This window comes from Halorarum sp. SLYT50 (assembly GCF_059821265.1).
Genome location: NZ_JCAMRW010000002.1, coordinates 42496 through 65445, shown reverse-complemented (window position 1 = coordinate 65445; position 22950 = coordinate 42496). Strand labels below are relative to the sequence as shown.

General features: G+C 68.3%; 21 protein-coding genes. 10 read left to right on the top strand and 11 right to left on the bottom strand.

Translation table 11 applies throughout. The annotated features are described in order from the left end of the window. Nucleotides 1-56: 56 nt before the first annotated feature. Entirely contained in the window at nt 57-1235 is a 1179-nt protein-coding gene (locus tag AC6RUA_RS15970; RefSeq protein ID WP_499815740.1) for an exo-beta-N-acetylmuramidase NamZ family protein, read from the top strand. 10 nt (nt 1236-1245) lie between these two features. Next, complete coding sequence (locus AC6RUA_RS15965; protein WP_499815739.1) at nt 1246-2844, top strand: glycoside hydrolase family 3 protein; 1599 nt, start codon at nt 1246-1248, stop codon at nt 2842-2844. Nucleotides 2845-2927: 83 nt separating this feature from the next. On the opposite strand, the gene AC6RUA_RS15960 is transcribed toward AC6RUA_RS15965, so the two are convergent. From AC6RUA_RS15960 to AC6RUA_RS15950, 3 genes are all read right to left on the bottom strand, one after another. Then, nucleotides 2928-4961, bottom strand: coding sequence for an ABC transporter substrate-binding protein (locus AC6RUA_RS15960; protein ID WP_499815738.1), 2034 nt, complete (start codon nt 4959-4961; stop codon nt 2928-2930). A gap of 80 nt (nt 4962-5041) precedes the next feature. After that, nucleotides 5042-6286: a HEAT repeat domain-containing protein gene (locus AC6RUA_RS15955; RefSeq protein WP_499815737.1), complete on the bottom strand. Its 1245-nt coding sequence runs from the start codon at nt 6284-6286 to the stop codon at nt 5042-5044. An 85-nt stretch (nt 6287-6371) separates the two neighbouring features. Further along, entirely contained in the window at nt 6372-6596 is a 225-nt protein-coding gene (locus tag AC6RUA_RS15950; RefSeq protein ID WP_499815736.1) for a hypothetical protein, read from the bottom strand. Nucleotides 6597-6755: 159 nt separating this feature from the next. Here AC6RUA_RS15950 and AC6RUA_RS15945 point away from each other — a divergent pair, with 159 nt between their 5' ends. The 3 genes from AC6RUA_RS15945 (at nt 6756) to AC6RUA_RS15935 (ending at nt 9158) form a co-directional block, all read left to right on the top strand. Continuing rightward, on the top strand, nt 6756-7778 hold the full coding sequence (locus AC6RUA_RS15945; RefSeq protein WP_499815735.1) for an ABC transporter permease: 1023 nt from the start codon (nt 6756-6758) through the stop codon (nt 7776-7778). Between the two features lie 70 nt (nt 7779-7848). Continuing rightward, on the top strand, nt 7849-8829 hold the full coding sequence (locus AC6RUA_RS15940; RefSeq protein ID WP_499815883.1) for an ABC transporter permease: 981 nt from the start codon (nt 7849-7851) through the stop codon (nt 8827-8829). A 50-nt stretch (nt 8830-8879) separates the two neighbouring features. Further along, nucleotides 8880-9158, top strand: coding sequence for a hypothetical protein (locus AC6RUA_RS15935; RefSeq protein WP_499815734.1), 279 nt, complete (start codon nt 8880-8882; stop codon nt 9156-9158). Nucleotides 9159-9260: 102 nt separating this feature from the next. Here the strand turns inward: AC6RUA_RS15935 and AC6RUA_RS15930 are convergent, their stop codons facing one another. The 4 genes from AC6RUA_RS15930 to AC6RUA_RS15915 all read right to left on the bottom strand — a co-directional run bounded on the left by AC6RUA_RS15930 (nt 9261) and on the right by AC6RUA_RS15915 (nt 13167). Further along, on the bottom strand, nt 9261-10385 hold the full coding sequence (locus AC6RUA_RS15930; RefSeq protein ID WP_499815733.1) for an ABC transporter ATP-binding protein: 1125 nt from the start codon (nt 10383-10385) through the stop codon (nt 9261-9263). Further along, nucleotides 10382-11455 (bottom strand): ABC transporter ATP-binding protein, encoded by a 1074-nt coding sequence (locus AC6RUA_RS15925; protein ID WP_499815732.1) that lies wholly within the window; start codon nt 11453-11455, stop codon nt 10382-10384. Before AC6RUA_RS15925 ends, AC6RUA_RS15930 begins: the two co-directional genes overlap by 4 nt. A gap of 537 nt (nt 11456-11992) precedes the next feature. After that, a complete protein-coding gene (locus tag AC6RUA_RS15920; protein WP_499815731.1) occupies nt 11993-12145 on the bottom strand; it encodes a hypothetical protein in 153 nt (50 codons plus the stop codon). 284 nt (nt 12146-12429) lie between these two features. Next, nucleotides 12430-13167 carry a fumarylacetoacetate hydrolase family protein gene (locus tag AC6RUA_RS15915; protein ID WP_499815730.1) on the bottom strand — a complete coding sequence of 246 codons (738 nt, stop codon included), beginning with the start codon at nt 13165-13167 and terminating at the stop codon, nt 12430-12432. Nucleotides 13168-13304: 137 nt separating this feature from the next. Between AC6RUA_RS15915 and AC6RUA_RS15910 the strand changes: the two genes are divergently transcribed. Beyond that, nucleotides 13305-14372 carry a Gfo/Idh/MocA family protein gene (locus tag AC6RUA_RS15910; RefSeq protein WP_499815729.1) on the top strand — a complete coding sequence of 356 codons (1068 nt, stop codon included), beginning with the start codon at nt 13305-13307 and terminating at the stop codon, nt 14370-14372. 54 nt (nt 14373-14426) lie between these two features. Here AC6RUA_RS15910 and AC6RUA_RS15905 read toward each other — a convergent pair whose 3' ends face one another. From AC6RUA_RS15905 to AC6RUA_RS15890, 4 genes are all read right to left on the bottom strand, one after another. Beyond that, nucleotides 14427-15644 carry an enolase C-terminal domain-like protein gene (locus tag AC6RUA_RS15905; protein WP_499815728.1) on the bottom strand — a complete coding sequence of 406 codons (1218 nt, stop codon included), beginning with the start codon at nt 15642-15644 and terminating at the stop codon, nt 14427-14429. A gap of 101 nt (nt 15645-15745) precedes the next feature. Then, entirely contained in the window at nt 15746-16960 is a 1215-nt protein-coding gene (locus AC6RUA_RS15900; protein WP_499815727.1) for a mandelate racemase/muconate lactonizing enzyme family protein, read from the bottom strand. Between the two features lie 410 nt (nt 16961-17370). Continuing rightward, the gene (gene galT / locus AC6RUA_RS15895) at nt 17371-18360 is read right to left on the bottom strand and encodes a galactose-1-phosphate uridylyltransferase (protein WP_499815726.1); all 990 of its coding nucleotides are present in this window, start codon (nt 18358-18360) and stop codon (nt 17371-17373) included. Next, nucleotides 18360-18491 (bottom strand): hypothetical protein, encoded by a 132-nt coding sequence (locus AC6RUA_RS15890; RefSeq protein ID WP_499815725.1) that lies wholly within the window; start codon nt 18489-18491, stop codon nt 18360-18362. The genes galT and AC6RUA_RS15890 overlap by 1 nt, the downstream gene beginning before the upstream one ends. A 318-nt stretch (nt 18492-18809) precedes the next feature. On the opposite strand from AC6RUA_RS15890, the gene AC6RUA_RS15885 reads away from it, so the two are divergent. The 4 genes from AC6RUA_RS15885 to AC6RUA_RS15870 all read left to right on the top strand — a co-directional run bounded on the left by AC6RUA_RS15885 (nt 18810) and on the right by AC6RUA_RS15870 (nt 22944). Next, the gene (locus AC6RUA_RS15885; RefSeq protein WP_499815724.1) at nt 18810-20381 is read left to right on the top strand and encodes a sulfatase family protein; all 1572 of its coding nucleotides are present in this window, start codon (nt 18810-18812) and stop codon (nt 20379-20381) included. A gap of 242 nt (nt 20382-20623) precedes the next feature. After that, nucleotides 20624-22054 carry a sulfatase family protein gene (locus AC6RUA_RS15880; protein ID WP_499815723.1) on the top strand — a complete coding sequence of 477 codons (1431 nt, stop codon included), beginning with the start codon at nt 20624-20626 and terminating at the stop codon, nt 22052-22054. Nucleotides 22055-22147: 93 nt separating this feature from the next. Beyond that, complete coding sequence (locus tag AC6RUA_RS15875; RefSeq protein WP_499815722.1) at nt 22148-22729, top strand: SDR family NAD(P)-dependent oxidoreductase; 582 nt, start codon at nt 22148-22150, stop codon at nt 22727-22729. Beyond that, complete coding sequence (locus tag AC6RUA_RS15870) at nt 22636-22944, top strand: SDR family NAD(P)-dependent oxidoreductase (RefSeq protein WP_499815882.1); 309 nt, start codon at nt 22636-22638, stop codon at nt 22942-22944. The genes AC6RUA_RS15875 and AC6RUA_RS15870 overlap by 94 nt, the downstream gene beginning before the upstream one ends. The last annotated feature ends 6 nt before the right edge of the window (nt 22945-22950 follow it).

Below are 22950 nucleotides of genomic sequence, written 5' to 3'. Positions count from 1 at the left end.
GTCATTCGACCCGCCGATGCGTAGTTTTATCCCGGTCATCCGCCCAGTTGCCGTCGATGGTGGAACTCGGCGTCGAGCGACTCCTGTCGAGGCGAACGGACGTGTTGGCCGGCGAGCGCGTCGGACTGATAACGAACCCCTCGGGGGTGGACTCCGAGCTCCGGTCGACCATCGACCTGCTGGCGGCGCACGACGACGTCGACCTGCGGCGACTGTTCGGGCCGGAACACGGCATCCGGGGGCGGGCGATGGCCGGCGAACACGTCGACGACGAGGTGGACGCCGAGACGGGTCTCCCGGTGTCGAGCCTCTACGGCGAGACGCGCCGGCCGACGGAGGAGATGCTCTCCGACGTCGACGTCCTCGTCTACGACATGCAGGACGTGGGCGTCCGGTACTACACGCTCGTGTACACGCTGGCGTACGCCGTCGAGGGGGCGGCCGACCACGACACTCGCGTCGTCGTTCTCGACCGACCGAACCCGGTCGCGCCGCTCGACCCGGCCGGGAACCGCGTACCCGACGAACACGCCTCCTTCGTCGGCAACTACCGGCTGCCGGTCGTCCACGGTCTCACGCTGGGGGAACTGGCGCGCTACGTCGACGGCGAGTTCGACGTCGGAGCCGACATCGACGTCGTCGAAGTGACCGGGTGGTCCCGAGACACCTGGTACGACGAGACGGGCCTCCCGTGGGTGCCGCCGTCGCCGAACGTCCCGTCGCTCGACACCGCGACACTGTACCCGGGGACGTGCCTGTTCGAGGGGACGACCCTCTCGGAGGGCCGCGGGACCGCCCGGCCGTTCGGGCTCGTCGGCGCGCCGTGGGTGGACGCGGCCGAGTGGGCGGGGACGCTGAACGCGCTCGACCTGCCGGGCGTCGACTTCAGGCCCGCCCACTTCACACCCCAGTACCAGAAACACGAGGGCGAGCACGTCGAGGGCGTACAGGTCCACCTGCGCGACCGGGACGCGGTCCAGCCCCTCGAGACCGGGCTGTCGATGCTGGTCTCGGCGTTCCGCGACTACCCGGAGAGCGACTGGCGCACGTTCGGCGACGACGACTACTTCATCGACCGGTTGGCCGGCGGGCCGTACCTCCGGGAGCGCCTCGACGAACTCGGTGCGCGCGGCGACGAGGACGTGACCGCCGTGGTCGACGGCCTCCGGGAGGGGTGGGAGGCGGACCTCGCCGAGTTCGTGACCGTCCGCGAGCAGTACGAACTGTACGACTGAGGACGATACCATGAGAGACGACACACGCACGACGGGCGAATCGCTCGTGGACGACCTCTCGCTCGCCGAGAAGGTCGGTCAGCTGTTCCAGGTCGGGTTCCACGAGACGGAGACGACGCCGACGATACGGGAGCTGGTGGCGGACTACCACGTGGGCGGCGTCGTCTACTTCAGCCGGAACGTCGAGACGCCGGAGCAGACGGCGGCGCTCTCGGCGGACCTGCAGGCGGTCGCGGCCGAGTCGACGGGAGTGCCGCTCTCGATATCGACCGACCAGGAGGGCGGCGTCGTCTCCCGGGTGCCGTTCGGCACTGTCCCGCCGGGCCAGATGGCGCTCGGTGCCGCCGCCGACGCGGACCTCGCCCGCGAGTTCGGGCGGGCGGTCGGCGGCCAGCTCCGGGCGGTCGGCGTCAACGCGAACTTCGCGCCGGTGGTCGACGTGAACAACAACCCCGACAATCCCGTCATCGGCGTCCGGTCGTTCGGGAGCGACCCCGGTCTGGTGGGAGAACTGGGTAGCGCCGTCGCGGCCGGCCTCCAGGACGCGAATGTCGCGGCCTGCGCGAAGCACTTCCCCGGTCACGGCGACACCGCCGTCGACTCCCACGAGTCCGTGCCGACCGTCGGCCACGACCGCGAGCGGCTCGACGCGGTCGAACTCGCGCCGTTCCGGACGGCCATCGACGCCGGCGTCGACGCCGTCATGACCGCGCACGTCGACTTCCCGGCCGTCGAACCCGACGACGTCCCGGCGACGCTGTCGCGTCGGGTCCTCACGGGAGTGTTGCGCGAGGAACTGGGGTACGACGGGGTGGTCGTCACCGACTGCATGGAGATGAGCGCCATCGCCGACGGCGTCGGCACGGTCGAGGGGGCGGTCCGGGCCGTCCGTGCCGGGGCGGACGTGGTACTCATCTCGCACACCGCGGACAGACAGCGGGCGGCCGTCGAGGCGGTGGTCGACGCGGTCCGCTCGGGCGACCTCTCGGAGGCGCGAATCGACGAGTCGGCCCGGCGCGTCCTCCGCCTCAAGCGCCGCCGCCTGGCGTCCCCCGAGTCCGTCGAGACGCCGACGGTCGCGGCGGCGAGCGACGGTTTGACCGAGACGGCCCGCCGCGTCGCTCGCCGCGCCGTGACGGTCGTGCGCGACGAGGCCGACCGGGTACCGCTCCCCGAGGGCGCTCGCGCGTTCGTCTGGGAGTTCCCGCTCGACCGTGCCTCCCCGGCGGAGGACGCCGAGGAGACCGGACTCGCTCTCGACGAGACGCTCGCCGACCGTGGGGTCCCGACTCGCCGGCACGCGTTCGACGCCGAAGCGGACCTCGCCGCCGCTCCCCTCCCGGACGTGGAGGAGGGGGAGGTCGTACTCGCGTGTACGTTCGACGCCGCCGCGAACGAGGGGCAGGCGGCGCTCGTCGAGCGAGCGGTCGAGGAGGGCCTCCCGGTGGTCGTCGTCGCGGTTCGGAACCCCTACGACTGCCGCGTGCTCCCGTCGGTACCGACGTTCCTCACGACGTACGACTACAGCCCGGCCATGCTCGCCGCGGCGGCCGACGTGTTCGCCGGCCGCGACCCGCCGCGCGGGACGCTCCCCGTGTCGCTGTCGTAGCGGCTGGCCCGTCCTCTCGAAGGGTGGTCGACGGGAAGAGGGAGAGCCGAGAAACGCGAGGACGGCCGAACGGTCCGCGTCTCCTACTCGGTCTTCGCCGCGATGTGACCCTGTGTCAGACTCTCGAAGAACGCCACGTAGTGTTGACGCATGGTCTCGTCACCCGTGGGGTGGTGAGCGGGGTCCGACGGCATCTCGAAGTTCGTGGTGTCGCCCCAGTAGGTCCACTTCTCCTCGTAGAGACCGATGTGCGGCTGTGACCAGTTGTACCACCACGCGAGTTTCTTCGTCACCTCCTCGATCTCCTCGCGCGACTGGCTCTGTCCGAGGATGTTGTTCCACATGACCGGCTTCAACTGCTGCCCGCCGTCCGAGACGCTCTCTGCCCCAACCTGGCTCGGGAACGTCTCGTCGACGGGTATCTTGTACCGCTCGCTCTGTTCGGCCGAGTAGGTCGGCTGGTTCCGGTTGACCTCGCACCCGCCGGGAGCGTTCCGGCTCTCGACGATGCCTTGGAGCGAACCCACGCCGCCGACGAAGTTGTCGATGCCGGCCGAGGACCCCGTGCTATAGGCGGCCGCCGGGGTGGACGCGCTCAGGTACCAGTTGCAGAGGTCGAAGTCGAAGTTGTTCAGCCAGTTCTGCCAGAAGGCGTCGCCCGACGGCATGTTGGTGCTGTTCGTGATGCCGAACTCGTTGAGCTTCGGGCTCAGGTACTTCAGCGTGGTCTGGTAGATGGGCCACGGGGGCGTGATGTAGGTGAGGTCGATGGCGTCGCCGTCGGGACCGACCCACTCGCCGCCCTCCTTCGAGTAGTCCGCCGCCTCGAGTCGCTGGCGCGCCTTGTCGGGCTGTGCGGTCTGCCCGTAGTCGAACACCTTCCCCAAGAAGTCGCTCCCGAGGTAGTTCTTCGCGAGATTGCTCGGCATCCCTACCTGGTGGGTGTGGGGGAGGTAGTCCGAACCGTGCGCGCTCCTGATGACCTCGCGGAGTTCCTCGTAGTCGATGACGTACGCGAGCGCCTGCCTGACCGCCGGGCGAGCGAGGTGTTTGTTCCCCTGGTTGATGGCCAGTTTCGGGACGCCCCCCTGCGGGAAGTTCTGGAACACCTCGACGTCCTCGTTCGCGCCCTCCTTGACCTGTGGGAGCATCGACTCGCCGATGTCGAACTGGCCGTTCTGAAACGCCTGGATGGCCTTCTGTTGTTCCGACATCAGTATCCAGCGGTCGGTGTCGATGTTCGTCCAGCCCGCGCGCGGGTGGTCCTCGTTCTTCTCGAGAACGACCTCGGTCGGACTCCACTCCTGCGGGATCCAGAACCCGTTACCAAGGCCCTCGTCGACGAGTTCCTGCATCGATATCTGCTTCTCGGTCAGGTTCGTCGTTATCTCGTCCATCGCGCTCTGGGAGCCGGCGTCCCTGTACTTCTCGAGCCAGGGCTTCCAGTAGCTGTGTTTCGTGTGGAGCGGCGTCAGGTAACTCCCCCGGGTAGCCGCCGGGTTCTGGGGCGTGCTGTGGACCTCCTTGAACGTGTAGTCGTCGACGAGTTCGAACTCCACCTCCCAGTTCTCCGTCGCCCCCCACGTCTGGTAGGCGTTCAGTTCCCGGAACGTCATGTAGTCCCGCGCGGTGACGTCGCTCCCGTCCCACCAGGTGTAGTCGTCCTTGAAGTGGAGCAGGACCTGACAGCCGTTGTTCTGGAACTCCACCTCGTCGACGCTCCACTTGACCGCCTCTCCCATGTACGGCCCGTCGGCGGGGTAGGTGACGCCCTCCCACCACATGTACTCCATCCAGTACTGCATGTTCCCCGTCGGCGAGTACGGATTGACGTTCGAGTTGCCGGGCTGCCACGAGACGGCCGCCCGGTGGGCGATCTCGGTACTGCCGTCACCGCTCGCCGACGTGGACTCGGAACTCCCCGTCCCCTCGGCGCCGGCGGACGTCTCGCCCGACGCGGACGTCGACGCCCCGGCACCGGTCGGCGTCGGCCCCCCTTCTTCGCCGCTACACCCGGCCAACCCACCTGCCGCCGCCGTCGACGTCATCGCGAGTACTCTCCGTCGTGAGATGCCAGAACCGTCGGTCTCCGCTGACTGTCGCTCCTCTCCGGCCATGCTAACATCGACCGGGAGATATACACATAAATGTTATGTAAACTGACGTATGTGTGGTCGGACCGGGGGGAGAGCCTGGCCTACCGGGCTGCGATTCGCTCGCAGGCGTCGGCGGCGATTGCGCGAATCGTCTCGTCGGGGTCCGTCTCCGCGAGTTCTCGGAGTCCCTGTTCGACTTCCTCGCCGCCCACGAACGAGAGCGCCCAGACGGCGTTCCCGCGCACGAACGTCGGCCCGTCGGCCGCGAGTTCGAGCAGTCGCGAGCGGGCGGGAGCCACGCGGTCCGGGTCCGCTTCCGCGACGTACGAGAGCACCCCCGCCGCGCCGCCCCGGGCGAGTTCCTCGTCCGCCTCGAGCATCGCCACGAGCGTCGACACCTCGTCCTCGACGGCGCTCGTGACCGCGTCGGCGAACGCGTCGGCGAGGAGACCGAGCGCTCGCGCGACTTTCCCCCGTATCTCGGGGTCGTCCTCGGCGGCGAGACGGGCGGCGAGCGGGTCGACCGCGACCCGCGCCGCCTCCGGTCGCTCACCTGCGACGAACCACACCACGTCGTACGTCGCCTCCCGGACCGCCAGGGTCGCCTCCCGGTCGAGTCGGTCGACCAGCGCCCCGAGAGTGCCGTCGAAGCGGGCGGGGTCCGTCTCCGCGATCTCGACCAGCGTGAGCGCGGCGACCGTCCTGAGCCGCGCCCAGCGGACCTCGTCCTCCCGTAGTCGCGACCGGACCTGGTCGGGGAGGTCGGCGAACTGCTCGTCGTCGGTGCCGAGGTCCGGGTCGCGGGCGACCAGGTCGACGAGCCGAGGGGTCAGGGGAGCGACGGCGCCGGGTCGCTCGCGGGCGAGTCGAGCGGTGACCGCCGTCGCCGGTCCGTTGTCCGCGAAGAGGTCGCTCGACAGGTTCGCCCGCAGCACCGGCAACACGTCCGGGAGCAGGTCGTCCGGCCGCGCCCCGGCGAGCGGTTCGAGCGCGTGGATCGCCCGGGCACCGACCAACTCGTCGTCCCGGTCGGCGAGTTCGAGTACTACCTGTACCGCGCCCGCGGCGCGGTCGGGGTGTTCGGCCGCGACGTCCGCGAGCGCGACCGCCGCCGGCCGGTCGGTCGCCTCGTCCCCGGTCAGCGGCCCCAGCGCGTCTACCACCGCCGGGACCACAGTCGGGTCCGCGGTGGCCAGCGAGCGGAACGCCTCGCTGGCGCGGTCCGCCGCGTCGGGCGGGTCGGTTCGGAGTGCGTCCGCGAGTTCCTCGACGGTGACGGCGTCCGGGTCGGACACCGCCCGGTCGGCGACCGCCGAGAACCGTCCCTCGCCCGCGTCTGAGGTCATGACGCGGAGGTACGTCTCGGCGAGAAAAAAGACTGCGGTCGCCCTGGTGTCGTCCGTGCCCGGTCGCGAGTGCGCTCGGCTCCCGTCAGATGCGGTAACACTTCACCACGAGGACGCCGGTGAAACTCATCAGGCCGAGCAGCCCCACCAGGTCGAGGAGGGCGACCACGAACGTAGCCGACCCCCGTTCGACGACGAGGAAGGCTGGCAACAGCAGGAGGAGACCGAGACACTCCGCGACGAACAGCATCAGGAGTTTGTCGACGTTGTCGCAGAGTTGGACCAGAATCCCGGACAGATGCTCCCTCATCGGGCTTCGCTACGGAAACCGACCGAATATATCCTTCGCAGCCGCCCGACGGCCAGGCCGCCGCACTCCGGACGGTCCGCACGTCCCGTCGGTCCGTTCGGACCGTGCGGCACCGTCCCACAGATTTATTAACTGGCCGAGAACAGCTAACCGCACCGGATGTACTACCTCAAGCGAGTCGCACAGTCGGTTCTGGTGTTCTTCCTCGCCGTCACCGTTACCTTCGCGCTGTACCGGCTCCTCCCGTTCGGTCCCGTGGAGATTCTGCGTGTCCAACTCATGCAGGAGTACGCCACGACCGGCTCCCCCTCCCCGCAGCAGGTCGAGCGGATAAACAACCTGGTCGAGATATACACCGGTATCCGCCCCGACCAGCCGCTGTGGAGGCAGTACCTCGACTACATGTCGGACGTGTTCCTCCGCCTCGACTTCGGCCGGTCGATATTCAAGAACCGCCCGGTGTTCGAGATGCTGTTCTCGGCGATGCCGTGGTCCATCTTCATCAGCGTCTACGGACTCGCGCTGGGGACGACGGTCAGTCTCCTGCTCGGCGCCGCGATGGCGTACACCGAGGGGAGCAAGTTCGACACCGGGATGACCGTCTTCTCGATAGTCAACACGACGGTACCGTACTACATCGTCGCCGTTCTCCTGCTCATCGTGTTCGCGTTCAACCTGGGATGGTTCCCCAGCGGGGGCCGGATGACCCAGGGGACGACCCCCGGGTTGAACTACCCGTTCCTCGCGGGGCTGGTCGACCACGCCGCGCTCCCCGTCCTCTCGTCGTTCGTCGCCGGATTCGGAGGGGCGCTGGCGTACCGAGGCAACTGTATCCGCGAGATGGGGAAGGGGTACATCCGCGTCGCGGAACTCCGGGGACTCAGCCGCGGGCGAATCTCCATCCGCTACGTCGGTCGGAACGCGCTCCTCCCGGTGTACACCAGCCTCATGATGGGCATCGCGAGTATCTTCGGGAGCAGCATCATCCTGGAGACGATATTCAACTACCCCGCGATGGGGTTCGTCACCTTCGAGGCGCTCATGGCGCGCGACTACCCGGTCATCATGGGCGCGTTCGTCTTCTTCACTGCCATCACGCTGCTCGGTATCCTCATCGCCGACCTGACCTACGGTATCATCGACCCGCGCGTCAAAGGGGGTGGGAAGCGTGAGAGCTTCTGACGGGCCGGACGAGGGCGTCCCGGACCGGACCGACGCCACCACCGACGGCGGGCGCGAGATCGACGAGGAGATGTTCACGCGGACGGCCGACGTGTCACGGTTGACCGCGTCCGACCGGGCGAAGCGGGTCCTCGACGCGTACGTCTACGCGCCGCTCGCCATCGCGATGAACGACTGGCGGGCGTCCGTCGGGTCGGCCATCCTCGCGCTGTTCGTCCTGATGGGAACGGTGGGCGTGGTGCTCGTCGACCCGCCGTCCGTGATGGAGGGACCGATATTCGTCCAGCCGTTCGAGAACCCCGCCTACCCGCTCGGCACCGACGTGATGGGGCAGTCGCTCCTGGAGATGGTGGTCCACGCCACGCCGTCGATGCTGCTGATGATTCTCTCGGGTGCGCTGCTGTCCGTCGGGCTGGGCACGCTCATCGGGACCGTCGCGGGCTACAAGGGTGGGAAGGTGGACTCGGCGCTGATGACGCTGACCGACGTGGTGCTGACCATCCCCGGCCTCGCGCTCGTCATCGTCCTCGCCGCGGTGTACCAGCCGAGCAGTCCGGTCGTGGTGGGGCTCATCCTCGGCATCGACAACTGGCCGCGACTCGCCCGGACCATCCGGTCGGAGGTGCTCTCCATCCGCGAGGAGGCGTTCACCGAGGCGTCGCGCATCCTCGGCCTCTCGCAGTGGCACATCCTCCGGAAGGACGTCATCGCGAACCTGATGCCGTACATCTCCGTCAGTTTCGCCAACAGCTCCCGACGCATCATCTTCGAGTCGGTAGCGCTGTACTTCCTCGGCATCCTGAGCGTCACCACGTCGCTGAACTGGGGTGTCATGCTGAACACGGCGTACGAGCAGGGGAACATGACCGACCCGCAGCAACTCCACTGGATTCTCGTCCCGATGTTCGTCATCACGCTCATCTCGCTGGGGTTCATCCTCTTCGCGCAGGGGCTCGACCGCGTGTTCAACGTCAGGCTCCGGGCCCGCCACGCGAAGACCGTCGGGAGCGACGACGAGGACGGACCCGAGCGCGCCGCCGCCGACGCCTGACCGGCGGATTCGACAGCAGGTATAAGTGGGTCGCCGGACACGGCTCGGACATGAGTCGCGTTACCAGCACTGGGGACGCCCCGTCGGGGGACTCGAACCGGGCGGCGTCGCTCGCCGCCTCCGTCCTGATCGCGATACGAAGCTCGTTCATCGCGTTCGTCGGCGCGCTGGGCACCGTCTTCCTGTCGCTCAGCCTGCTCCTCTCGGAACTGGTCGTCCCCGAACTCTACTACGGCGTCGTCGCCGGGATGTGCTTCGTCTGGGGCGCGAGCGCCTATCTCTACGCCGTCGGCGGCTACGTGGGTCTCCGCCTCGTCGGCTACTCCTGACGACGTTCGGCCGTCGCCTCGGCGGCACCCGCACGCGACGCCGTCTCGCTGCTTCTCCGGGGGACGAGCGCGTCGACGCCGGAACCGGTCGCCGCCGCCCCGTTACCGACCGCTCCTCAGCGAGAACTCCTCGCCCCCGTCGTCGACCCGGTCGCTCTCCCAGTACTCGTGGCCCTCCCGCTCGCGGAAGCAGGCGGTCCGGTGGTCGTCGCCGAGCAACGCGGGCGTCTGCCGCGTGCAGACCTCACGGGCCTCCGGGCACCGCGTGTGAAACCGGCAGCCCGACGGCGGGTTCGAGGGGTCGGGGATGTCGAGCGCGCGCATGGGCGGGTCCGAGAGGTTCCCACGGTCGTTCAGGTCGGGCGTCGCCCACACGAGGACCTTGGTGTAGGGGTGTTGCGGGTTCCGGAGCACCTCCTCGGCGGGACCGATTTCGACCAGTTCGCCCAGGTACATGATGCCGATGCGGCCGCCCGACCGCTCGGTGAGGTACTTCGCGTTCGAGAGGTCGTGACTGATGAACAGGTAGGACGTGTCGAACCGCTCCTGTAGCTCTATCATCAGGTCCATCATCTCGACGCGCAGGGAGACGTCGAGCGCGCTCACCGCCTCGTCGGCGAGGATGAGGTCCGGGTTCATCAACAGCGCGCGCACCAGCGCCACCCGCTGCTGCTCCCCGCCGCTCAACTGGTGAGGGTAGCGGTTGGCGTAGTCGTCCGGCGGGGTCATCCCGACGTACTCCAGGAGGCCGTAGATGCGCTCCCTGCAGTCGGCGCGGGTCATCTCCGGCTGCCACTCCCGGAGCGGGTCGGTCAGGATGGACTCGATGGTGTAGTTGGAGTTGAGCGAACTCCCCGGGTCCTGGTGAATCATCTGGAGGGACTTCCGTATCTCCGTCCACGAGACGCCGTCGGCGCCGCCGTCCCTGTTCAGAAGCCCACGAGCGTCCTTGACCGACCAGATGTCGTGTCCGCGGTACGTCACGGTCCCGGCGGTCGGTCGCTGGACGCCGATGGCGGTCTTGCCGAGCGTCGTCTTCCCGCACCCGGACTCGCCCACGAGTGCGACGACGTCGTTCTCGCGGACGGTTAGCGACACGTCGTCGACGGCGTGGACGGTCTCGGAGCCCACGAGTCCGAACAGTCGCTCGTTGTCGAAGTGGACGTCGACCCCCTGGAGGGAGACGACGTGGTCCGACTCGGAGGACCGGGGGGACTGCGAACTCACGGCTCCCCCTCGTCGCGCGTCGCGAGTGGAATCTCCTCGCGAGCGGCCTCCCAGTGGTGACACGTCGCGGCGTGGTCCGCGCCCACGTCGTAGAACGGTGGGTCCTCGGAGACGCACGTCTCGTCCGCCAGCGGGCACCGGGGGTGGTACGAACAGCCCTCGGGGACGTTGACCGGGTCCGGGCTGGAGCCGTCGATGGTGGCGACGTCGGCCGCGGGCGTCGAGAGGTCGGGGACGGCGTTTAGCAGCGCCCGGGTGTACGGGTGCGCGCCGTCGTCGAGCAGGCCGTCGGTCGGTCCGACCTCCGCGAGTTCGAACGCGTACATCACCGCGATTCGGTCGGCGATGTCGGCCACCAGTGGCAGGTCGTGGGTGACGAACACCAGCGTCAGGTCGTACTTCTCCTTGACCTCTTCGAGGAGGCTGATGATGGAGCGCTGCATCAGGAGGTCGAGCGCGGCCGTCGGCTCGTCCATCACGAGCACGCTCGGTTCGAGGACGAGCGAGAGCGCGATGAGCGCGCGTTGTTTCATTCCGCCCGACAGTTCGTGCGGGTACGACTGGAGGACCAGGTCGGGTTCGAGATAGAGGTCGCGGAGGAGTTCTCGCCCGTGGTCGAGTCCGGCGTCGACGTCCTCGTCGTGCGCCTGGAGCGTCTCGACGAAGTGCGTCCGGACGGTCATCGTCGGGTTGAACGCGCTCTGGGCGCCCTGGATGGCGAACGATATCTCCTCCCAGCGGATACGCTTGAGTTCCTCCCGGTCGGCGGAGACGAGGTCGACCGGGTCGCCGTCGGGGGGGTGGTACCTCACCTCACCGGTGAGTCGTCCGGGGTCGACGACGGCGTTCAGCAGCGACGAGGCGAGCATCGACTTCCCGCTCCCGCTCTCGCCGACGACGCCGAGTATCTCCTCGCGCCGGATGTCGAGGTCGACGTCGTTCAGGACTTTCGACTCGCCGCGCTCCATCCCGAAGGAGACCGCGGCGTCGCGCACTTCGAGGACGGTGTCGTCGCCCCCGGTCGCGACGTCGACGTTCGTATCCGAGCCGTGTTGGGTAGGTCTGCTCATGGGTGCCGTGATTGAGAAGGCGTTGCACGACTGTTTCGACACGCGAAGGTAAAGCTACCGGAAGGGCAAGGGGTCGCCGCGGGCGGTCGGGCGGACCGGAGGTTGACTCGGGCGCTCCTCTACTCCGGTGGGCGGTCCGAACCGCTCTCCTCGGCGCTCCGACCCGGTCGCCCCGAAGCGGCGCGTGAACGGAGGGACCGGCCGCCGACGCGGCCGAGTTCGGCGGTGTGGGTGTGACTCGTTGATCTGGTCGAGAGCGCGACGTTTGGGGGGTCGGCCCTGCTCGCCGTCAGCCGGCTACTCGTTCGAACCGGTTGAACGCCCTCGTTACCGACCGAACTCACGCGGATTCGACGTAGCCCGCCCAGCGACCCCGGACTGGAATACCGACACTAGGTAACACTCGACTGTGACCGGCTCGACGGGCACCGGCGCGGAGCCCGTTCGAACGAGGTGAACGGGTGAGAAACGGCAGCGGCAGACGCGACGACGACCCGGACATGGGACCGGGAACGGGGACGGACCGAGTAACCGCACTCACCGGTCGACTTCGGTGACGTACGGGAGGCCGCACGACGGGCAGTCGTGGTAGTTCGTGTCGAACTCCTCCCCGCAGCGGATACACCGGTACGGCTTCTCCTCGTCTCCTTCCCGTCCCAACAACCGACGCACGATGCCAGTCAGGCTCACAACCCGCGTTACCGTCACCGGAGCATAAAGCTTGGTCGTCCGGTCTCGGAGCCGAATTACAGCGGTACGACCGTAATTTCGTCGCGGGGTCTCGGGCTACCGTCGTCGGCCTCGGTGGTCGGACGGTATCGATTCGGCTTTCTCATCACATTCCATCCTATATCGGATAATAATAATAAACACACTGCTATCTGTGAGGCCGGCGGCAGTACGGACGCGAGTTGGTTGCGCGGTCCAGTCGCCCGAGCGGTCGCGAATCCTCGAAACCGGGCGTCAAACCGGGGTCAGGACTCGGGAATGGTGACGTCGTGTTCGAGCGTGCCGACCCCCTCGATTTCGACCTCGACGGTGTCGCCGTCCGAGAGCGGTCCGACCCCGGCGGGGGTCCCGGTCGAGATGACGTCGCCGGGTTCGAGCGTCATGTACGTCGTGATCTCCTCGACGAGTTCTGGAACGGAGAAGATGAACTCCTCGCGTGAGGACGACTGTTTTACCTCTCCACCGACACGTAGCTCGATGCTGGCGTCGGCCGGGACGGACTCGGGCGGCGCGACGGCGGGACCCAGCGGCGCCGCGCCGTCGAAGGCCTTGCCCCGAATCCAGTTCTGTTCGACGCGCTGGTCGTCGCGGTTCGAGATGTCGTTCACGCAGGTGAACCCGCGGACGACGTCCCACGCGTCGGCGGCGTCGACGGCCTTGCACTGACGGTCGACGACGACGCCGAACTCCGCCTCCCACTCGAGTTGCTCTTTCCCGGCCGGCAGGGTCACGTCCGTCCCGTGGCTGGCGACCGCGTTCGGCCCCTTGAGGAACAGCAGCGGGCGGTCGGGGACGTCGGACCCCGACTCCGCGGCGTGGTCGGCGTAGTTCAGCCCGACGCAGACGATCTTCGAGGGCTCGACGGGAGCCAGGAGGTCGACCGCCTCCACGTCGTACGTCTCTCCGGCGAAGCTGACTGTGTCGTCGTCGTACGTTCCCGTCCGGACTGCACCGGCGGGGTCGCGGAATCGTGCACGTCGCATGTGTCACCGCGGTCGGGTGCCACCCGCATAACCGTACCCGTCGGGGCACGACGGGCCGGAAGGTCGGCCGCGAGCGCCTCCGCCGGTCGAGTCGGTGCGCCGATAGATTCACGACGGTCGCGCTCGCCGGGGACGGTATGACGTACACTGCTGCCATCGTGGGTGCCGGCGGCGTCGCGGGGATGGGAATCTACGACGGCGGGGCGGACGACATCGGTGCGGACCCGGTGGACGCGAGCCACGCGGGCGGGTACGCCGCCGTCGACGACGTGGAACTGGTCGCCGTCGCTGACGTCGACGAGGCGGCGCTCGACCGGTTCGGTCGCGCCTGGGACGTCCCCGAGGACGGACGGTACTCGGACCACCGGACGATGCTCGAGTCGGTCGACGTGGACGTGCTCTCCGTGTGTACCCCGTCGACGCTCCACCGCACGCACGTCGAGGACGCCGTCCGACTCGGCGACCCGGGCGTCGTCTGGTGTGAGAAACCCATCGCGTGTTCGGTGGCCGACGCCCGAGCGATGGTCGAGACGTGCGAGGAGGCGGGCGTCAAACTCGTCGTCAACCACTCCCAGCGGTTCGTCCGACAGAACCAGGCGGTCAAACGGGCCGTCGACGAGGGTCTCGTCGGCGACGTGCGGTCCGTCACGGCGGGCAGTTCGATGGAACTGCTCCGCGTGGGAACGCACGTCGTCGACTACGTCGTCTACCTCCTGAACGCGCGCGCCGACACCGTCGCCGGCCACGTCACGGGCGAGAACCAGGCCGCCGCGCACCTCACCGACGACCCGGTGGACGACGCGGGGGCCGGCGGGTTCGTCGTCACGGACGGCGGGACGTTCGTCACGTTCGACGGGACGACCCGGCGCGACGTCGGAACGTTCCACTACCGTGTCAACGGGACCGACGGCAGACTCGTCAACGCCGAAGACGGCTGGCGGTACTGGGCCGCGACCGACGACGGCCACGAGGAACGCGACCCGCCGACGGACGGGTACGACGACGACCACGAGCGGTCGTTCGTCAACGCCGTCTCGCACGCCGTCGACCTTCTGGAGGGGGACGCCGAGAACCTGTCCCCGGGGTGGCAGGCGTGCCACACCCTCGAAATCCTGGTCGGGTTCTACGCGTCGGCGTACACGGGCGGTCGCGTCTCCGTTCCGCTCGACCGCCCGCTGGAAGACGTCACCGTCACGTCGTGGTGAGTCGCGAGAACCACGAGAGTGGCGTCGAGGCCGGGTCGCTGCACCCGCTGGCTCTCAGGGGTCGAACTCCTCGCGTTCGTCGACCGCGTCGTCGTCGAGTTCGACGCCGAGACCCGGGTCGGTCGGGGGCGTGACGACGCCGTCCTCGGGCGTGACCGGGTCGGCGAAGAAGAACTGGGTCTGCTCGTTCCAGCGGACGAGGTACTCGACGTACGGGCAGACGGGCTCTGGCTGAGCGGCGACCAGGTGCGCGTTGGCTGGCACGAGGTGGCCGTGCGGGACGAGCGGGACATCGTGGACCGACGCGAGCGTGGCGGCGTGGCGCAACTCGGTGAACCCGCCGCCCCACATCGGGTCCAGTTGGAGCACGTCGACGGCCCCCCTCGAGAGCAGTTCGTGGGCACCGAAGCGGGTGTACTCGTGTTCGCCGCCGGCGACCGGAAACGGGGCGGCCTCGCGGAGTTCGACGTACTCCCCGACTCGGTCCTGGTGGACCGGCTCCTCGACCCAGCCGGGGTCGTACGGCGCCAGCCGGTCGAACATCTCCAGCGCGAACCCGCGATTCCACGAACTCCACGCGTCGAAGAACAGGTCGTACTCGTCGCCGACGGCCTCGCGGGCCGCGCGGGCGAGCGCCTCGTTCGCCCGCTTCCCCTCGGTCCCGCTGCCCGTCCCGTACCTGAAGAACCACTTCTGAGCGCCGTAGCCGCGCGCCCGCATCTCGGCGGCCCGCTCGCCCACCGCGTCGGGGTCGGTCGGGAACCCCAGCATCGACGCGTACGCCGGGAGTTCGGTCCGACAGGGACCGCCGAGCAGGCGGTACACCGGCTCGCCGACGGCCTTCCCCTTGACGTCCCACAGTGCGACGTCGACGGCGCTCATCCCCTGGACCGTCTTCCCCTTCCGGCCGTGAATCGCGCTCCGGTACATGAGGTCCCAGCAGCGCTCGGTCGCGCGCGGGTCCTCCCCGACGAGTAGTCCCTCGAACCGGGCTATCTGGGGCACCCACTCCGCCGCGACCGGCCCGGCGAGACCGGTCACGTCGCCGGTCGTCCCGACGCGCAGGAACACTTGCGAGAGTTCGATACCGTCGTCCGTCGCGGTGGTGCCCGTCTCCTCGCTCGCCTCTCCGACGAACACGTCCCTCGCCGTCTCCGCGCGGAACTCGGGGTAGACGTCGAGCGGGCGCGCGAGGCGGTCCTCGTAGAACTCGTCGGGGTCGCGCTCCAGCGTCCCGGTCAGTCGCTCGAAGCGGAACTCGGTGATCTCCATGCGTGCCCCGTCTGCTAGCAGTTCGCATAAAGATACGGACGGGGCCCCGATTCGGCACTTCCCCGCCGCGAAGACGGCGCGCGTCCCGTTCGGCCGCGCTCTCAGTCGACGCGGTACTCGGCGACTACGTCGGGGTCGACGTCGATGCCGAGTCCCGGTCCCTCCGGCAGGTCGATGCGCCCGTCCTCGATGACGGGTCCCGACTCGCCGGTCCGGCTCACCAGGTCCTCCCACCACGGCACGTCGAACGCGTGGTACTCCAGGGCGACGAAGTTGGGGACGGCGGCGGCGGCGTGGGCGGCCGCCACCGTGGCGACGGGGCTGCAGATGTTGTGCGCGACGATGGGCACGCCCTCCAGGTCACAGAGCGCGGCGATTCGCTTGAAGTTCCGGAGACCGCCGCAGTTGTTGGGGTCCGGCGCGGCCACGTCCATCCCCTCGGCGTCGAGCATCATCTTGAACTCGCCAGGGTCCCGCAGGTTCTCGCCGGTCATGATGGGACAGGAGGTGGCCTCGCGCACCCGGCGGTGCGCGTCGTACTTGCGCGGGGGGACCGGGTCCTCGAGCCACGCCAGGTCGTACGGTTCGAGTTTCTCCGCGAGGCGGGTCGCCGTCTCGACGGTGAAGTTCCAGTGCAGGTCGAACCCCAGGTCGACGTCGTTCCCCACCTCCTCGCGGACGGCCTCGACGAGCGACACCTTGTGTTCGATGGCCTCGTTGTCGAGTCGGCGCGCGGCCGTGTCGACGGCGGCGTGCGTCCGGACGTCCAGGTCGAACTTCAGCGCGTCGAACCCGGCGTCGACGACGTCTCGGGCCGCGTCGGCGTACGACGAGGGGGTGTAGACGTCCCGCGGGTCGACCTTCCCGGACTGTGCCCCACCGAGCGACTCGCCGCCGTGAGTGTCACAGTACACCCGGACGCTGTCGCGGTACTTCCCGCCGAGGAGTTCGTAGACGGGCACGTCCAACAGTTTCCCCTTGATGTCCCACAGCGCCATCTCGACGCCCGGTCCGGGTACCCCACGGATGTCGCGCAGTCGTTCGACGTCCAGCGGGTTCTGTCCTTCGAGCAGACCAGGGTCGGTCGGTCCCTCCCCGTGGACCTCCCCGTATCCCGTAATCCCCGCGTCGGTCTCGACTTCGACGATGCCCCACCGGAAGTTCCCTTGCACGACCGTCGTCGAGACGTCCGTGATCGCGACGTCTCGCTCGGGCGGGCGGTGCGCCTCCTCGACCGTGAGGTCCATCCACGGGACGCCGCCACCCGGTGGAATGACGTACTCCGGTGTCTCGTCTGGTGTGTCGTCACCTGTCATACCAGTAGTGGTTTCGGCGACCGGTTGAACGTTTCCCCCGCGGCGAACCGTTCTGGGTCGTCCGCCCAGCGACTGGTGTCGTGTGCAACGACGGAACACAAAGCATATTCCCGAGGACACCGATAATTCGGGTACAGCGGTGGGCAGCGGGTAGGGGTACTCGTTCGTTCTGCCCACCACATTCCTGACCGCTCAGACGCGAGTCCGCGTCTGTTCGCAACGCAGTCGTTCGGCCCGGAGCGGGGCGCTTCGCCGTCGCCGCCGGGCTATCGCTTCGCCCGGTCGATGTGTCGTCACGCACTGCTCCGGCACGGAGGACGGCTTCGACCCGACTCCGGTGAGAGGCGACGGAGCACCATCCGGGCGATACCCGCGAAGAACTCGGTACCCTCTCGATGACGGACGGCCTGCTAAATCGAATCCGCCGGTGGAACCTCCGCTCGGAGTTCGGCCGCGGCGTCTTCGGCGAGTTCGTTGTTGATGTACGTCCCGGCGCCGCGTTCGCTCCCGGCGAGATATTTGAGTTTGTCCGACGTCCGGTACGGGGGGTAGAACTCGATGTGGAAGTGGGAGTACGCCTCCTCTCCCTCACGGGTCGGTTTCTGGTGTTGTCCCATCACGTAGGGCATCTCGAACCCGAAGAGCGAGTCGTACGCCACGAGGACGCGTTTCATGAGCGACCCGAGGTCCCGGCGGTCCGCTCCGTCGAAACTCTCGAGAGAGGGACGGTGGGCCTTCGGGTAGAGGTGCAGTTCGTACGCGTACCGCGCGTAGTACGGGACGAACGCGACGAATCGGTCGTTCTCGACGACGATCCGACGCCCGTCGGCGCGCTCTGCATCACAGATATCACAGAAGAGGCACCGTCCCGTCTCGTCGAGGTGTCTTCGACTCGAATCCAACTCTCGACGTATCAGCGGCGGGACGAAGGGGTACGCGTATATCTGGCCGTGGGGATGTTCGAGCGTCACCCCCATCTCTTCCCCCTTATTCTCGAAGATAAATACATACTCGTGTTCCGATACCTCTCCGAGGCTCTGGTACCGGTCCTGCCAGACGGCGACGAGATTTCGGAACCGGTTCGTCGGCTCCTCCGACATCACGCCGTCGTGGTCCTCGGTGAAGAGAACCACCTCGCAGGCACCGACGGCCTCCGCCGAGTCGAACAAGCCTCCGCCTTCGACTGCCGGTTCCGGCGGTGACGGCTGGAGCGACGGGAAGCCGTTCTCGACGACGGCGATGTCGTACGTCTCCGCTGGGACGGCCGTCGGGTGGTCCGCCCCCCCCTCGGTGGGACAGAACGGACAGTAGTCGGCCGGCGGCTTGAACGTCCGCCCCTGTCGGTGGGTCGCCGTGACGACCCACTCCCGACGCACCGGGTCCCACCGGAGTTCCGACACTACGCCCCTTCCTCCTCCGAACCCGCTCGATCGTCCGTTTCCCGGTCCGCGTCCCCGGACTCGGTCGACTCCGCGAACTCGTAGAGGATGACGTACTTCCCACGTTCGTTGGTCTCGCGACGCTTGTTCATCGTTCGTTTCCCCCCCTCACGGAGTGACGACATAATGGTTTCCGTGGAGGGTTCGGAGGGCGGTTCGCCCCGGTGTAACGCGCTGGAACCGGACGCTCGGCTCCCGTTCACCGTCGGCGGTCGACGACGGACGCAGCGACCGAGGGGGGTCCGACCGGCGAAGAACCGGTCATCTCCTCGCCCGACAACGGTCCCACCCGTAGACGCGAAGGGGGTGAAGTATCTCCCCGAGGAACGACGTCCCACGGAGTGGAAGCGTATCGTCCCTGTTTTTAGCGACGGCGGGCTTTAAGTGGCTACTGGATCCGATTGGGTTGTATGAGAGTCCTCGTCGTCGACATCGACTCGCTGCGGCCCGACCACCTGGGGTGTTACGGCTACGACCGCGACACGTCCCCGACCATCGACCGACTCGCGAACGAGAGCGTCCGATTCGAGCGGTGTTACGTGTCGGACTCCCCGTGCCTCCCGTCGCGGACCGCACTCGCGACGTGCAGACACGGGATCAGGTCGGGGGTCGTCACACACTACGGCGACGGCCAGTGGTACGACAACCCCGGAACCGGGCACGACTTGGACGACGACCGGCTCATGAGCTTCCAGCACCTCGCGCACAGCGACGTCTACACGGCGTCGGTGAGCAGTTTCGCGGAGCGCCACATGGCGTACCACTTCAGCGGCGCGTTTCAGGAGTCGATCCAGCCGACCGCCGAGACGGGGTTGCTGGCGGTCGAGGACGCGGCCGACGTCACGGAGGCCGCGACGACGTGGCTCGACGCGCACGCGACCGAGGACGACTGGTTGCTCCACGTCAACTACTGGGACGTCCACCACCCCTACTTGGGCATCGACGAGTACGTCGACGAGGTACGCGACTCCGGCGACGCCGCACCGTTCCCCGACGAGGACGCCATCGCCGACCAGCAGGGGATGGCCGGCGCACGGACCGCGGACCTGTGGCCGAACCCGAGCGAGTACGGCAGCGAGTGGTTCGAGCGCAAGTACGAGGAGTGGCCGATGCCCGAACGGGTGGAGGACCGCGCCGACGCCGAACGGTTCATCGACGGCTACGACGCCGCGGTCCGGAAGGTGGACGACGAGGTAGCGGTCCTCCTCGAGCGACTCGAGCGGGCGGGGGTGAGAGAGGACACCGCCGTCGTCGTGACCGGCGACCACGGGGAAGCCCTCGGCGAACACGGCATCTACGCGGAGCACGCACTCCCACACCCGCCCTGCCAGCGCGTCCCGCTTATCGTCTCGTGGCCGGGCGTCACCGACGGGAGCGGAGGGAGCGTCGACGAGTTCGTCTACCAGTTCGACCTGATGGCGACCGTCTGCGACCTGTTCGACGTCGACGTGCCCGACGGGTGGGACGCCGAACCGTTCACGCCGGCGCTCACCGGCGACGGCTTCGACGGTCGGGAGTTCCTCGTCAGCGGCCACGGCATCTACACGTTCGGCCGTGCCGTCTACGAGGACGACTGGGTGTACATCCGCCTGCTCAACCCGGGCGCGTTCGTCTATCCGGGGATGTTCAACGACCCGGACCTCCCGGGTGACGGACTCGAACTGCTCCACGACCTCGACGCGGACCCCCATCTGACGGAGAACCTCGTCGCCGAGCGTCCCGAGGTCGTCGACCGACTCCGGCGCCGACTCGACGGGTGGATCGCCGACGCCGTCTCGACCGACTGGCAGCGCCAGCGACCGGCCGATACCCGCGGTCGCGACCCGCTCGCGGCGATGGCGACGTACGGACCGTACCTCTACCTCGACCCGACCGAACTGCTCGACCGCTACCGGCAGTTGGGACGCTCGGACGAACAGGTCGCCGCGCTGGAACGGACGGTGACCGAGTACCCCGACCGGACGTCGCACGAGAGGCTGTGACTGGTCCCGGACACGCCCGTCGGCCCGAGTCAGACCGGGCATCGACCGTTCCGAGGGGTGATTCGAGCCCTTCAGAACCGACCGGTGCCCCTACTCCCGGGGAACCCACGGGGAGGCGGTCGGCTCTCCCCGAGCACCTACACGGACCGCCTAGTCGAACGAGACCGTCCGTGTCGGGTCGAACGTCGCCCCCCGACCCGTAGTTTGATTTAGTGCGTCGGCCATAGGAACGGTGGAACGCAATGCCCGCGGGTCAGCCAAACGTCGTCTTCGTCATCACCGACCAGCAGCGGTTCGACACCATCCGGTCGCTAGGGTACGAGTACATGGACACGCCGAACCTCGACCGTCTCGTCGACGAGGGGGTGGCGTTCACGAACTGTCACACCCCCGCGGCGTCGTGTGCGCCCTCGCGTGCGAGTCTGTTCACGGGGCTGTACCCGCACACGACCGGTATCCACCGGAACGGGGACTCGTGGGAGCGGTCGTGGGTGGAGAACCTCTCCGACGCCGGCTACTACTGCGTCAACGTGGGCAAGATGCACACCCAGCCGTACGAGACGCCGATGGGGTTCGACGAGCGGTACGTCGTCGAGAACAAGGACCGCTACCTGTCGGACCGTTACTACTTCGACGAGTGGGACAAGGCGCTCAAGGCGCGGGGGGTCACGAAACAGCAGCGCGAACTGTACCGCCAGCGCGACGACTACGAGGAGCGGATGGGCGCGTTCGAGTGGGAACGCCCGGAGGGCACCCACGCGGACGTGTTCGTCGGCGACACGGCGGAGTGGTGGCTCGACGACAAACCGAGCCCGGATGGACCGCTGTTCCTCCAGGTGGGATTCCCCGGCCCGCACCCGCCGTACGACCCGACGCCCGAGTACGCGGCGGAGTACGTGGGGAGGGACCTGCCGCTCCCCGACCGGGGCGACCCGGAGGACCAGCCGCCGCCGCTGCGAGCGCTCCGCGAACACAACGAAGAGGTCGACCACGACTCGGTCGTCCACGCGTCGAACCCGACCGAGGAGCAGGCTCACCGCCAGCGGGCGTACTACTACGCGAACGTGGCGATGATCGACGAACAGGTCGGGGTGGTGTTCGACGCACTCGACCGGAACGGCTATCTCGACGACGCGGTGGTCGTCTTCACCTCCGACCACGGCGACGCACTGTGCGACCACGGCCACATCCAGAAGTGGACGATGTACGACGAGGTGGTTCGCGTCCCCGCTATCGTGTGGGCGCCCGACCGGTTCGAGGGGGGGTGCCGGTTCGACGACCTGGTCTCGCTGATGGACCTCGGCCCGACGGTCCTCGACGTCGCCGACGCGGAGGTACCAGAGTGGATGCAGGCGGAGTCGCTCGCTCCGGCGCTCCGCGGCGACGCCGACTGGAGCGGTAGAGAGTACGTGTTCGCGGAACAGCGGGGGGACGCCGTCCTGCGCGAGGCCGAGTACATGACGATGGTCCGGAGCGAGGGGTGGAAGCTGGTCCACTTCCTCGGGGAGGAGTACGGCCAACTGTTCGACCTGGACGCCGACCCGGGGGAGACGGAGAACCGGTGGGACGACCCGGAGGCGGCCGACGCCAAGCGGGACCTGCTGGACCGGCTCCGGGAGTGGCGGGTCCGAAGTCAGTACGAGGCCGAGGAGTGGGCGTCCGACGCGCGGTAGCCCGATACGCCCGCCGTGGGGCGGGTGGCGGTCGGTCCTCGCCCCCGTTCGCCGGGCGAAAGGACTTACGTGACTGCGCTCGGCCCGACGTGTATGGAGTACGACCTCGACGGTCGCACGGCACTCGTCACGGGTGCCGACCGCGGCAACGGCGAAGCGATCGCGAAGCTGCTGGGGGACAACGGGGCGGACGTCGTCGCCAACGACCTCGACGAGGAGTCGGCGTCGGAGACCGCCGAAGCGGTTCGCGACGCCGGCCAGGACGCAGTCGCCGTCGCCGCGGACGTGAGCGACGAGGCCGAGGTCGAGGCGATGGTCGAACGGGCGGCCGCCGAACTGGGCACGGTCGACGTCCTCGTGAACAACGCCGGGATCGGCGAGGGCGACCGGTTCAGGAACAAGCCCGCCGCGTCCGTCTGGGAGAAGAACCTCACGGTCAACCTCTACGGCGCGATCCACTGCTGTAAACACACCGTCGACGGGATGGTCGAACGCGGGGACGGCCGGGTCGTCAACGTCACCCGATCCACACGAAGAACGGCGTCGGCATGTCCCCCCAGTACGACGTCTCGAAGTTCGGGCTGCTCGGACTCGCCAAGACGCTCGCGCTCGAACTCGGCCGCGACGGGGTCCGGGTCAACGCGGTCGCGCCGGGGTGGGTCGACACGCGGATGACCGACGGGTTCGACCCTCGCACCCGCGACCAGATCGTCGACCAGAACCCGCTGGGACGGTTCGCCCGGTCCGAGGAAGTCGCGCACGCCGTCGCGTTCCTCTGCTCGCCGGCGGCCGGCTACGTGAACGGGCACGAGTTCCGTATGGACGGCGGTCAGCAACCCATCGACAACTGGAAGTACCGGTACGACACGCCCGAACGCCGGGAAGGGTGAGCGTTC

Bases quoted from the DNA above. Each gene is read 5' to 3' on its own strand.
- AC6RUA_RS15880 (WP_499815723.1), top strand. From the start codon at position 20,624: ATGCCCGCGGGTCAGCCAAACGTCGTCTTCGTCATCACCGACCAGCAG.
- AC6RUA_RS15910 (WP_499815729.1), top strand. From the start codon at position 13,305: ATGACGTACACTGCTGCCATCGTGGGTGCCGGCGGCGTCGCGGGGATG.
- AC6RUA_RS15900 (WP_499815727.1), bottom strand. From the start codon at position 16,960: ATGACAGGTGACGACACACCAGACGAGACACCGGAGTACGTCATTCCA.
- AC6RUA_RS15915 (WP_499815730.1), bottom strand. From the start codon at position 13,167: ATGCGACGTGCACGATTCCGCGACCCCGCCGGTGCAGTCCGGACGGGA.
- AC6RUA_RS15955 (WP_499815737.1), bottom strand. From the start codon at position 6,286: ATGACCTCAGACGCGGGCGAGGGACGGTTCTCGGCGGTCGCCGACCGG.
- AC6RUA_RS15905 (WP_499815728.1), bottom strand. From the start codon at position 15,644: ATGGAGATCACCGAGTTCCGCTTCGAGCGACTGACCGGGACGCTGGAG.
- AC6RUA_RS15950 (WP_499815736.1), bottom strand. From the start codon at position 6,596: ATGAGGGAGCATCTGTCCGGGATTCTGGTCCAACTCTGCGACAACGTC.
- AC6RUA_RS15945 (WP_499815735.1), top strand. From the start codon at position 6,756: ATGTACTACCTCAAGCGAGTCGCACAGTCGGTTCTGGTGTTCTTCCTC.
- AC6RUA_RS15875 (WP_499815722.1), top strand. From the start codon at position 22,148: ATGGAGTACGACCTCGACGGTCGCACGGCACTCGTCACGGGTGCCGAC.
- AC6RUA_RS15940 (WP_499815883.1), top strand. From the start codon at position 7,849: ATGTTCACGCGGACGGCCGACGTGTCACGGTTGACCGCGTCCGACCGG.
- AC6RUA_RS15885 (WP_499815724.1), top strand. From the start codon at position 18,810: ATGAGAGTCCTCGTCGTCGACATCGACTCGCTGCGGCCCGACCACCTG.
- AC6RUA_RS15965 (WP_499815739.1), top strand. From the start codon at position 1,246: ATGAGAGACGACACACGCACGACGGGCGAATCGCTCGTGGACGACCTC.
- AC6RUA_RS15890 (WP_499815725.1), bottom strand. From the start codon at position 18,491: ATGAACAAGCGTCGCGAGACCAACGAACGTGGGAAGTACGTCATCCTC.
- AC6RUA_RS15960 (WP_499815738.1), bottom strand. From the start codon at position 4,961: ATGGCCGGAGAGGAGCGACAGTCAGCGGAGACCGACGGTTCTGGCATC.
- AC6RUA_RS15935 (WP_499815734.1), top strand. From the start codon at position 8,880: ATGAGTCGCGTTACCAGCACTGGGGACGCCCCGTCGGGGGACTCGAAC.
- AC6RUA_RS15925 (WP_499815732.1), bottom strand. From the start codon at position 11,455: ATGAGCAGACCTACCCAACACGGCTCGGATACGAACGTCGACGTCGCG.
- AC6RUA_RS15970 (WP_499815740.1), top strand. From the start codon at position 57: ATGGTGGAACTCGGCGTCGAGCGACTCCTGTCGAGGCGAACGGACGTG.